The sequence below is a fragment of the Cytobacillus sp. FSL M8-0252 genome, from assembly GCF_038007345.1.
GTDB classification, from domain to species: Bacteria; Bacillota; Bacilli; order Bacillales; family Cytobacillaceae; genus Cytobacillus; species Cytobacillus kochii.
Window position 1 is genome coordinate 4621126 of the sequence record NZ_JBBOWZ010000001.1, and the last position, 11475, is coordinate 4632600.

The 11475-nt window shown below is 39.1% G+C and carries 10 protein-coding genes; 3 read left to right on the forward strand and 7 right to left on the reverse strand.

The window, feature by feature from the left end:
- Nucleotides 1-80 precede the first annotated feature (80 nt).
- Nucleotides 81-527 carry a cupin domain-containing protein gene (locus MKX83_RS23350; protein WP_095371412.1) on the reverse strand — a complete coding sequence of 149 codons (447 nt, stop codon included), beginning with the start codon at nt 525-527 and terminating at the stop codon, nt 81-83.
- Nucleotides 528-751: 224 nt separating this feature from the next.
- Here MKX83_RS23350 and MKX83_RS23355 point away from each other — a divergent pair, with 224 nt between their 5' ends.
- The 3 genes from MKX83_RS23355 to MKX83_RS23365 are packed head-to-tail and all read left to right on the forward strand — an operon-like array spanning nt 752 to nt 4383.
- Nucleotides 752-1477 (forward strand): GntR family transcriptional regulator, encoded by a 726-nt coding sequence (locus MKX83_RS23355; protein WP_307316326.1) that lies wholly within the window; start codon nt 752-754, stop codon nt 1475-1477.
- A complete protein-coding gene (gntK, locus tag MKX83_RS23360) occupies nt 1474-3021 on the forward strand; it encodes a gluconokinase (RefSeq protein WP_095371410.1) in 1548 nt (515 codons plus the stop codon). Before MKX83_RS23355 ends, gntK begins: the two co-directional genes overlap by 4 nt.
- A 15-nt stretch (nt 3022-3036) precedes the next feature.
- Nucleotides 3037-4383, forward strand: coding sequence for a GntP family permease (locus MKX83_RS23365; protein ID WP_095371409.1), 1347 nt, complete (start codon nt 3037-3039; stop codon nt 4381-4383).
- Nucleotides 4384-4710: 327 nt separating this feature from the next.
- On the opposite strand, the gene MKX83_RS23370 is transcribed toward MKX83_RS23365, so the two are convergent.
- The 6 genes from MKX83_RS23370 to MKX83_RS23395 all read right to left on the reverse strand — a co-directional run bounded on the left by MKX83_RS23370 (nt 4711) and on the right by MKX83_RS23395 (nt 11003).
- Nucleotides 4711-4848: a hypothetical protein gene (locus MKX83_RS23370; RefSeq protein WP_341058319.1), complete on the reverse strand. Its 138-nt coding sequence runs from the start codon at nt 4846-4848 to the stop codon at nt 4711-4713.
- 992 nt (nt 4849-5840) lie between these two features.
- Nucleotides 5841-6677 carry a MetQ/NlpA family ABC transporter substrate-binding protein gene (locus tag MKX83_RS23375; RefSeq protein ID WP_322909881.1) on the reverse strand — a complete coding sequence of 279 codons (837 nt, stop codon included), beginning with the start codon at nt 6675-6677 and terminating at the stop codon, nt 5841-5843.
- A 22-nt stretch (nt 6678-6699) separates the two neighbouring features.
- Complete coding sequence (locus MKX83_RS23380) at nt 6700-7362, reverse strand: methionine ABC transporter permease (RefSeq protein ID WP_095371406.1); 663 nt, start codon at nt 7360-7362, stop codon at nt 6700-6702.
- Complete coding sequence (locus MKX83_RS23385) at nt 7355-8101, reverse strand: methionine ABC transporter ATP-binding protein (protein ID WP_095371405.1); 747 nt, start codon at nt 8099-8101, stop codon at nt 7355-7357. Before MKX83_RS23385 ends, MKX83_RS23380 begins: the two co-directional genes overlap by 8 nt.
- A 179-nt stretch (nt 8102-8280) precedes the next feature.
- A complete protein-coding gene (locus MKX83_RS23390; RefSeq protein ID WP_341058321.1) occupies nt 8281-9030 on the reverse strand; it encodes an SDR family NAD(P)-dependent oxidoreductase in 750 nt (249 codons plus the stop codon).
- A gap of 473 nt (nt 9031-9503) precedes the next feature.
- Entirely contained in the window at nt 9504-11003 is a 1500-nt protein-coding gene (locus tag MKX83_RS23395) for a malate:quinone oxidoreductase (protein WP_095371403.1), read from the reverse strand.
- Nucleotides 11004-11475: the final 472 nt, after the last annotated feature.

The window sequence follows — 11475 nt, forward strand, 5'->3', positions numbered from 1 at the left end:
ACTTGCTCGGCCTTCATCTTTGCTTTTTATGGAGGAATCCTATACGGTCCCTCCTTGTTTACCCTGGTAGAACTATGGCTCTATTTTTTTGGGAACGATAAGTTACCATGATGATAATAGTAGGGTTCACTTTCAATTGCCATTACGGTATGTTGACGAAGTGCTTTTGACGTGAGTATTCTAGGCTCATTTAACTCTTGTACCTGCGATGCAAAAATGGTTTGAGGCAGAGGACAATCAAAAGCATTTAACCATTGACTATCTTTTTTAGCTTGTATAAGGTGCCAACATCCTTTGGGGATATTAACTACTTGGTTGGGGGAAATAGTGAACAACTTGATTTGATGTACATCTGGTAACACAAATGATACTTCTATTCTCCCCTGTACACAATATAAGAGTGAAGAAGCATTCAGGTGACATTGAATGGGTGTCACTTCACCCTTCTCTAAGGAGACAATCAATAAGGTAATATTCTCATCATTACAAAACACCCTTCCCACTCCTTCAACATCAAATTGCTTCATTATATGTAACCTAAATGGAATAGTGACGAATGATTTATCTTAAATAGTGAATAATAATTAAATCTTTATTTGAGCTAAGAATACCTTTCTAAGAGGATTCGTCCGCCACCCTTCCCCCCATTTCCTCCATACTGAAAAAAACAATTCTTATTAACTCCTTGAATAATCGAAAATTCGAGATATAATACTTGTATACAAGTATACTAAAATGAGAAGGTGTTATGATGAACGAACCAATAGAATTTCTCTACCCTTCCAAATGGCTTACGAAAGCTTCGACAGGTGAGCGCGTTGTAAGTGAATTAAGGATGCAAATTCTCTCAGGACGTATTGAAAGCGGTACCATTCTTTCTGAAAATAAATTAGCTGCTGACTTTTCAGTAAGTCGATCACCAATAAGAGAAGCATTAAAAATTCTTTCTGCTGAAAATATTATTCGCCAAGAACGAATGGGTGCAGTCGTCATTGGCTTATCCGAGAAAGAAATAGAAGAAATATATGATGTGCGTATTCTTATTGAAACGTTTATCTATCAACGACTTGTACGTTCAGATATTACAGACCTTGTAAAAGAACTCAATAAGATTTTAGAAATGATGAAAGTCTCTATTAAATATAATGATGCGGATGAATTCTCACTTCAGGATTTACAATTTCATGAGACAATTATTCGAGCCGCTAATCACTCATATATATTAATGATCTGGAATAATTTAAAACCAGTCATGGAAGGATTGATTCTATTATCCATGCGTAAGCGTTTTAAAGAAAACCAGCACGATTTCGAACGCATATTCACAAACCACGCACTCTATATTGAAGCGATTGAGAAAAAAGATAAAACATTAATGATTCAATCTCTCCATCAAAATTTTGATGATGTGCAAGGAAGAGTTGAAGATATGTGGAAATCCCAAGAAATTCTTGCAGAAGGGGGCGGAACAAAATGACAACCTATATGTTAGGTGTAGATATTGGAACAACCAGCACAAAGGCTGTTCTTTTTACAAAAGACGGGAAAGTCATTCAAAAAGAAAACATCGGCTACCCATTGCATACACCAGATATGTCTACAGCTGAGCAGGACCCTGAAGAAATCTATCAAGCGGTCAAGCAGGCGATAACGAACATTATGAAAAAAAATAGAGAAATGATGCCAGCATTTATTTCCTTTAGTAGTGCCATGCATAGCCTAATTGCTATCGATGAGAATGATCAACCATTGACTCCATGTATTACATGGGCCGATAACCGCAGTGAATCATGGGCACATAAAATTAAGGATGAATGGGGTGGCCATGAGATTTATAAACGTACAGGGACCCCTATTCATCCAATGTCCCCATTGAGTAAAATAACATGGATCACAAATGAACGCCCAGAAATAGCCCAAAGAGCGAAAAAATACATTGGCATAAAAGAGTATATTTTCAAGAAGTTCTTTAACCAATATGTTGTTGATTATTCTATCGCATCAGCAATGGGAATGATGAATCTTACTGAATTAACATGGGACAAAGAAGCATTAAAGATAGCGGGCATTCGCGAGGACCAGCTATCCACCCTTGTTCCCACAACACAGATATTCACGCACTGTGACAGTGAGCTTGCCTTACAAATGGGACTTGATCCTCATACCCCTTTTGTTATCGGTGCAAGTGATGGTGTCCTCTCTAATCTTGGTGTCAATGCAATTGGCAAAGGGGAAATCGCCGTCACCATCGGAACTAGTGGAGCCATTCGTACGATTATTGACCGTCCGCAAACAGATGAAAAAGGCCGGATTTTCTGTTATGCACTAACGGAAGATCATTGGGTCATTGGTGGCCCTGTTAATAATGGTGGGATTGTCCTTCGTTGGATTCGTGACGAATTTGCCTCATCCGAGGTAGAGACTGCCAAACGTTTAGGACTCGATCCATATGAAGTGTTAACAAAAATTGCTGAACGTGTGAGACCGGGTGCAAATGGACTTATTTTCCATCCTTTCCTTGCGGGTGAAAGAGCACCTGTATGGAATCCAGATGTTCGAGGCTCATTCTTTGGTTTAACCCTTTCACATAAAAAAGAACATATGATTCGCGCCGCATTAGAAGGTGTCATTTTCAACTTATACACTGTTTTCCTCGCACTTATGGAGTGTATGGACGAACCTGTTACGCGTATTCAAGCGACAGGCGGATTTGCCCGCTCTGCTGTTTGGCGCCAAATGATGGCGGATATTTTTGATTCTGAAGTGGTCGTACCTGAAAGCTATGAAAGTTCCTGCTTAGGGGCATGTATCCTTGGGTTATACGCTACAGGAGAGATTGAAAATTTTGCAGTAGCTTCTGACATGATCGGTAGCACACATAAACATACACCAGATGAAGATGCAGCAAATGCGTATCGTCAACTAATGCCTAGCTTTATCAACCTGACAAGAGTATTAACAGAGGAATATACAAAAATCGCTAACTACCAAAGAGGCTTGATTGGAAAAGATAGCGAATAAAAAGGAGAGAAAACTATGCCATTATTTATTGTTGCTTTAGGTATCATTGCCCTATTGCTCCTTATTATGGGGCTCAAACTCAACACATTTGTCTCACTTATTATCGTTTCATTTGGTGTTGCCCTAGCTCTTGGCATGCCTGCATCAGAAATTGTTGGCACGATTGAAAGCGGTCTTGGTGGAACACTTGGACATATCGCCCTAATCTTTGGTCTAGGTGCTATGCTTGGTAAATTAATCGCTGATGCTGGCGGTGCACAAAGAATTGCAATGACCCTTGTCAATAAGTTTGGTGAGAAAAATATCCAATGGGCAGTTGTCGTATCATCCTTTATTATCGGGATTGCCCTATTCTTTGAAGTAGGTCTTGTATTACTTATTCCCATCGTATTTGCGATTTCAAGAGAATTAAAAGTATCGATTCTTTATCTCGGTATCCCAATGGCAGCAGCATTATCTGTTACACATGGTTTCTTACCGCCTCACCCTGGTCCAACCGTCATTGCTGGTGAGTACGGTGCAAATATCGGTGAAGTTCTATTATATGGGATGATTATTGCTATCCCAACAGTGATTATTGCTGGTCCAGTTTTCACTAAAATTGCGAAGAAAATCGTACCAAACTCATTCACAAAGAGCGGAAATATTGCTTCTTTAGGTGAGCAAAAACAATTTAAACTTGAAGACACACCAGGGTTTGGTATCAGTGTATTTACAGCGATGTTACCAGTTATCCTTATGTCGATTGCAACAATCGTTACTTTACTTCAAGAAACGATGGGCTTTAGCGATAGCATAATCGTTATCGTGATTAAGTTCATTGGTGATGCTTCAATCGCGATTTTGATCTCTCTACTTGTGGCCATTTACACAATGGGCATTGGCCGCAATATTCCAATTAAACAAGTAATGGACTCTTGCACAACAGCCATCACACAAATTGGAATGATGCTACTGATCATCGGTGGCGGTGGTGCTTTCAAGCAAGTATTGATTGACGGTGGGGTTGGTGATTATGTTGCCCAATTATTCGAAGGCACGACCCTTTCACCTATCTTATTAGCCTGGACCATCGCAGCCATCTTGAGAATTTCTTTAGGTTCTGCGACAGTTGCAGCATTAACAACAGCTGGACTTGTTATCCCTTTACTCGGTCAAACAGACGTTAACCTAGCTCTCGTTGTACTCGCAACAGGTGCAGGTAGCTTAATCGCATCCCACGTCAATGATGCAGGTTTCTGGATGTTTAAAGAGTATTTTGGTTTATCAATGAAAGAAACGTTTGCTACATGGACATTATTAGAAACAATCATTGCCATTTCAGGCCTAGTATTTACTTTATTATTAAGCTTGATTGTTTAAGTGACAAAAAGCAAAAAGCCGAGAGAGTTACGATCCACTCACTCGGCTTTTTGCTTTGTTATTAGCTAATTCGGAGAGAACCGTTATCGTATCAAAAAGCCGATCTGAAATTATAAAAGCTTGAATGGGATGGAAAATATCGTTAAAGGTTTAAGAAAATTAAAGGCACGCACAATGAGTCATACATAAACCTCGGATCTAAACGTTCTTGCTGTAAGCTACTGTGACTTTGCGTTCACAACTTTGATTTTTTATTCGATTTTTTGCGCGTATTCCCTGTTTGTGCGCACTTCTTTCCTTTTCTTTACTCACTTTTGCGCGTATTCCCTATTTGCGCGCACTTCTTTCCTTTTCTCCACTCACTTTTGCGCGTATTCCCTGTTTGCGCGCACTTCTTTCCTTTTCTCCACTCACTTTTGCGCGTATTCCCTGTTTGCGCGCACTTCTTTCCTTTTCTTTACTCACTTTTGCGCGTATTCCCTGTTTGCGCGCACTTCTTTCCCCCTTTCTTCACTCGCTTTTGCGCGTATTCCCTATTTGCGCGCACTTCTTTCCTTTTCCACTCACTTTTGCGCGTATTCCCTGTTTGCGCGCACTTCTTTCCTTTTCTTTACTCACTTTTGCGCGTATTCCCTGTTTGCGCGCACTTCTTTCACTTTCTTCACTCGCTTTTGCGCGTATTTCCTATTTGCGCGCACTTCTTTCCTTTTCTCCACTCACTTTTGCGCGTATTCCCTGTTTGCGCGCACTTCTTTCCTTTTCTCCACTCGCTTTTGCGCGTATTCCCTATTTGCGCGCACTTCTTTCCTTTTCTCCACTCACACTTTTGCGCGTATTCCCTGTTTGCGCGCACTTCTTTCCTTTTCTTTACTCACTTTTGCGCGTATTTCCTATTTGCGCGCACTTCTTTCCTTTTCTTCACTCACTTTTGCGCGTATTCCCTATTTGCGCGCACTTCTTTCCCTTTCTTCACTCGCTTTTGCGCGTATTCCCTATTTGCGCGCACTTCTTTCCTTTTCTTTACTCACTTTTGCGCGTATTTCCTATTTGCGCGCACTTCTTTCCCTTTCTTCACTCGCTTTTGCGCGTATTCCCTATTTGCGCGCACTTCTTTCCTTTTCTTCACTCACTTTTGCGCGTATTCCCTATTTACGCGTACTTCTTTCCTTTTCTCCCTCGACTTTTGCGCGATCATCCCGCTTCATTCCCCACCAACCAATTCATTAAGAAGGTTCTGATTCAATACATCAGACTCACATAGACAGATACATTTATAAAATGCCACAAGAGGCTGGGACAAAAGGTTTTCCGCAAATGAAAAAAACGAACTAATATTTGAAACTCTATTTTAGAGCTTCAGATTAGTTCGTTTTTTATTATTTTTCACGTGTTTAGTTATGAATTAGAAGTGAAGAATTTAGTTTTGTTTCAGCTTCTAGATCATAGACATTTCTATGTTATTCAAATGCCGGAATCGCCGTTTCATCATAATTTTCTTCTAAGAATTTTTTCACTTCAGGACTTGTCATTGCTTCTGCAAGTTTTTGAATCGCTTCTGAATCTTTGTTATCTTCGCGAGCGACAAGTGTAATGGCAAAGTCATTATCAATACCTTCTGTTAGTAGTGCATCACTTTTTGGTGTTAAGCCCAGTGGTGCAGCATAAGCAGGAGTCATTACGACTGCATCAGCATCATCATACATTCTCGCTAGCATTAATAAATCTACCTCTTCGAACTGATAATTCTTTGGATTAGATGTGATGTCTGATTTCGTATAATATGGACCTGTTTTTTCTTTTAATTCAATCACATCATGTTGCGCTAGTAATGCTAATGAACGGTCAATATTGGATACATCATTGGCAATGGCAATCGTTGCTCCTTCAGGTAAATCAGCTATATCTTCAAAGTTCTTTGAATAAACACCATAATTGGCAAAATAAATCTCTTGTATTGCCACTAAATTCGCATCATTACTACGATTGTACTCCTCCATATAAGGAACATGTTGAAAAAAGTTTGCATCTACTTCTTTTGCCGCTAATGCTGTATTGGGTTGCACATTATCACTTAGCACAACCATCTCTAGATGAATGCCCTCTTCTTTCAGTTGTGGCGCTACTAACTCAAGAATCTCTGTCATCGGTGGAATAAGCGAAGCGACTTTTAGTGTTACCTCTTCTTTACTGTCACCACCATTTATTTGTTTATCGTCTGTTTGATCTTCTGTTTCTTGACCACAAGCAGCAAGCATCAAAATACTTAGTATCATTAAAGCAAATAGTCTTTTCATATTTTCCTCCTTCAGTATGTAATCATCTCTTATCAATCACTCTCGCAACTGTTGTCCCAATAAACTGGATGCACTGTACGAGAATGACCATAATAATGATCATATATATCATTAAATCCGTCATAAATTGTTGATATCCATAGCGAATGGCGAAATCACCAATTCCTCCACCACCTACTACCCCCATAATAGTGGAATAAGATATAAAACTAATAATTGAAGTCGTTAAGCCAAGGACTAGCCCTGAACGTGCTTCGACAAACAAAAATTTGAAGACAACTTCGACAACCGATGCCCCCATTGCCTTTGCTGCCTCTATTACGCCTCTAGGGACATCTAATAAAGACTGCTCTACAAGGCGAGAATAATGTGCGATAGCGATAATAGAAAGCGGTACAGTTGCTGCCGCTGTGCCTATCGCTGTCCCAATAATGAACCTTGTAAAAGGAATCAAGAAGACGACTAATAATAAAAATGGAAAAGAACGAATCGTATTAACCAATAAATTTAAAATCGAAAAAACAGCTCGGCTTTCTAGTAAATTCCCTTTTCGACAAAGAAAAAGTAGTGTTCCAACAGGGAGTCCCACGATGACAGCGGCAAGAATAGACATCCCCACCATCGCAAAAGTCTCGCCAATCGCTTGCCATATTTCCGCCTCATACCTTTGCAATACTTCAGGCATCCCCGCTCACCTCACCTGTTAATTTTTCAATAAAATATTCAGGGGTGTGGTCCACATCAGGGATGCCTTTTGGTTCTAGCTCGATTGTCTTATAGACAGAACCATCTGCCATGACCGATACGCGGTGACAAATACTTTGTATAACCTCCATCTCATGGCTAACAATGACAATCGTGACCCCTAATGTACGATTAATCTCCTCTAGCACAGCAAGAATTTCTGCTGTTGTATGAGGATCAAGCGAAGAAGTTGGTTCATCGCATAATAACACCTTAGGCTCGTTCGCAAGGGCTCTAGCAATCGCCACTCTTTGTTTTTGACCGCCACTTAAACTTTGTGGGTACTGCTTTTCCAAATGAGCAAGACCGACGAACCTCAAGCATTCCATCACTCTTTCTCTTCGTCGATGCTTCGGATAGTTTGCTAGCTGAAGACAAACCTCGACATTATCATAAATGGTTAAATTCGCCACAAGATTAAAATGCTGAAAAATCATCCCCATTGATTTTCTCGCTTCTCTTAACTGTTTTGGTTTCATCGTCATCAAGTTTTTTCCATCAACAACGACTTCACCGCAATCGGGTACTTCAAGCAAGTTCATTAACCGTAGTAATGTCGATTTCCCCGCTCCACTTGCACCAATGATGCCGTAGATCTCGCCTTCATTTACTTCGATATCAACCGCTTTAATCGCTTCATAATCAGCGAAGCGTTTACTTATATCATGCATTTGAATCAAATGAAATAAACCCCCTTTCCATTTATGAAAGGTAATCAATAACGGATATATTATAGCTCAATCCCTCTATAATGTCATTTTGACGGGCATTTACAAACATTCTGTCTACTTATAATGATGGAATCTGAATTAGAGACAAAAAAATCCCCCGCCATTTATTTTGGTAGGAGATTTTTGAATTAATGTAATTTTATTGATCCACCATCAACAAGAATAGTTTGTCCAGTAATGTAGTTTGAATCTTCACTTGCTAAGAATACAGCTACTTTTCCGATATCATTTTCAGGATCACCTAAACGGCGTAATGGAATCTTATTTACCATCGCATCATATGCTTCTGGCGCATGTTGCTTCCATTGTTCAACACCTGGTGTTAAAGCAATTGGAGAAATCAAGTTAATATTAATATGATCAGGTCCCCATTCATTTGCTGTTACACGTGTGATGGCACGTATCGCTTCTTTCGCAGCAGCATAAGCTGTTTGTGTCACTTGTCCATCAATTCCCGCTCCTGAAGCAAAATTAATGACTTTTCCTTTATTTTTCTTTAACTCAGGATACGCCGCTTGCATAAAGCGAACCGTTGGATAAAAACCAGTGTTAAAAGAAAGGTCAAAATGTTCTTGAGTTGTTTCATTAAAGAGCACCTGCTTAGATACATGTGCATTATTTACGAGAATATCAAGTTTACCAAACTTCTTAACAACTTCTTCAACAATTTGCGTAATGTTTTCTTGTACTGTGATATCTTTGATAAACAGCATACCTTCTGTGTGAACACGAATCTCTGCTAATGTCTCTTTCCCTTTTTCTTCATTCACATCAACAATGGCAACATGCGCGCCTTCTTTCGCCATCGCAAGCGCCATTCCTCTTCCGATTCCAGAAGCACTCCCAGTAATAATCGCAACCTTACCATTCAATTTCATGAGAAAGACCCCTTTATTAAAATAATATATTTAGACATCTAAATACTTTACGAATAAATCATATCAGATTATATTAGGATTTGACAATAGATAATACTTACACACTAAGGGAAATATAGGGTTTAGAACAGCAACATTACGGACGGATTTCATAAATGATTTATTAATAACCGGAGAGGGAAAAGGGTTTGTATAGAAAAACGCCAGGGGACTAAAGGGCTATTTTCACAAAAGTTACATTTATTCTGTCAGATTATGCGGGTAATTCGCCTATGCACAATCATAAATACGCTACTCTGAACTCGTATCTAATCACAATCATTTTCCAAAATTCCTCTGATTTTCAACTATTTATCATGCGGCTGTTCGGACAGGCTTACAATATTCCCCACCAATCAATAACCATTCATAAACACAAAAAAACCTGAACATTCCACACTTCAGCTGTGATGTTCAGGTTTCTCTCTCATATATTAATTATGAATCGCTTTATTTTGATCTAAACCGAGCGCTCGGTCAGTCGTTTGATTTACTTTTTGGAGTAACTCCGGATTTTCTGATAAAGAAAGACCGTAAGATGGTACCATCTCTTTAATTTTTGGCTCCCACTCTTTTATGTTTTCTGGGAAGCAGCGCTCAATGATATCCAGCATTACTGGAACAGCTGTTGATGCCCCTGGTGATGCGCCTAATAAAGCAGCTATTGAACCGTCGCCTGCCGTTACCACTTCAGTACCAAATTGGAGCGTCCCTTTTCCGCCTTCTTCTGTATCTTTAATCACTTGCACACGTTGTCCAGCAATGACTAATTCCCAGTCTTCACTTTTTGCATTTGGAACGAATTCACGTAATTGCTCCATACGCTTTTCTTTTGACTGTAGCACTTGCTCAATTAGATATTTTGTTAAGCCCATTTCCTTCACACCAGCTGATAACATGGTTAACACATTGCTTGGCTTAACAGAAGTGATTAAATCAAACATGGATCCATTTTTTAAAAACTTTGGTGAGAAGCCGGCGAATGGACCGAATAATAATGATTTTTTGTTATTAATGTATCTTGTATCCAAATGCGGCACAGACATTGGTGGTGCACCCACAGGCGCTTTACCATAAACTTTCGCATGATGCTGTTCCACGATCTCTTGGTTTGTACAAGACATAAATATTCCACTTACAGGGAACCCGCCAATGCCTTTCCCTTCAGGAATACCTGACTTTTGTAGTAAGTGTAAGCTACCGCCTCCACAACCGATAAAGACAAAGTCTGCTTTATGGTTTTCCAGGTTTCCACCTGCATGGTCACGTACTTTCACTTCCCAGCCGCCATCTCTTGTGCGTTTTAAATCATCTACACTATGCTGATAGTGCATTTCCACACCTTGAGACTCTAGTTGTTGGAATAATAAACGTGTAAGAGCACCGAAGTTTACATCTGTCCCTGAATCGATTTTTGTTGCGGCAATCGCATCAGTAGTTGCACGGTTTTCCATAATTAATGGAATCCATTTTTTTAATGTTTCATGATCTGTCGCATACTCCATACTAGCAAATAGTGGATTGCTAGACATTGCTTCATGACGTCTTTTCAAAAACTCTACATTTTTTTGTCCTTGCACTAAACTCATATGTGGCAAAGGCATAATGAACTCTTGTGGTCTTCTAATTAATTGACTATCAACTAGATAAGCCCAAAATTGTTTAGAAACTTGGAACTGCTCGTTAATATTGATGGCTTTCTTAATATCAACAGAACCATCTGGATTTTCTTTCGTATAGTTAAGCTCACATAATGCAGCATGACCTGTACCTGCATTGTTCCACTCATTTGAACTTTCTTCCCCTGTTTTATCCAATTTCTCAAACACTTTGATTTTCCAGTCTGGAACTAATTCTTTTAAGAGCGAACCTAAAGTCGCGCTCATAATCCCAGCACCAATTAAAATCACTTCTTTGGTTTCCCCGTTGCTCATTTTTTACCATCCTTATACCGTGAAATTTGCAGAGAAAATAAGACAATAGTCTAACCTACACCAAAAACGCTTCTCTACCCTTCCAGTTGTTGGTCGATGTAGGCAAACGTTTACATTGTGCAGGCACCTTCTCTTTAAAATGCGCTAAATTAAATGTCATCAATCTTTGCAAAATATATATTTCTCAATACTAATTATACTATAAAATTGGCAATTATCCATCATAGAAGAAATTCTTCTCCCTCTATAATAGTATAAATCCTATTTATATTATATAAAATTTTTTGATATTTGACTGAAAAAAATAATGGAAAACAGATAAAAGTTGGAAAGTTCCGCGCATTTTTTCTTAGTGGGTATTATTTTATTTGCTTTTAACGGATATTTTGCTGTTTTATTCAACTTTACCATTCTAATTATTTATTATTCCAAAATACTTAAAAGCCCCCGAATAAAAATTTCAGGGACCTAT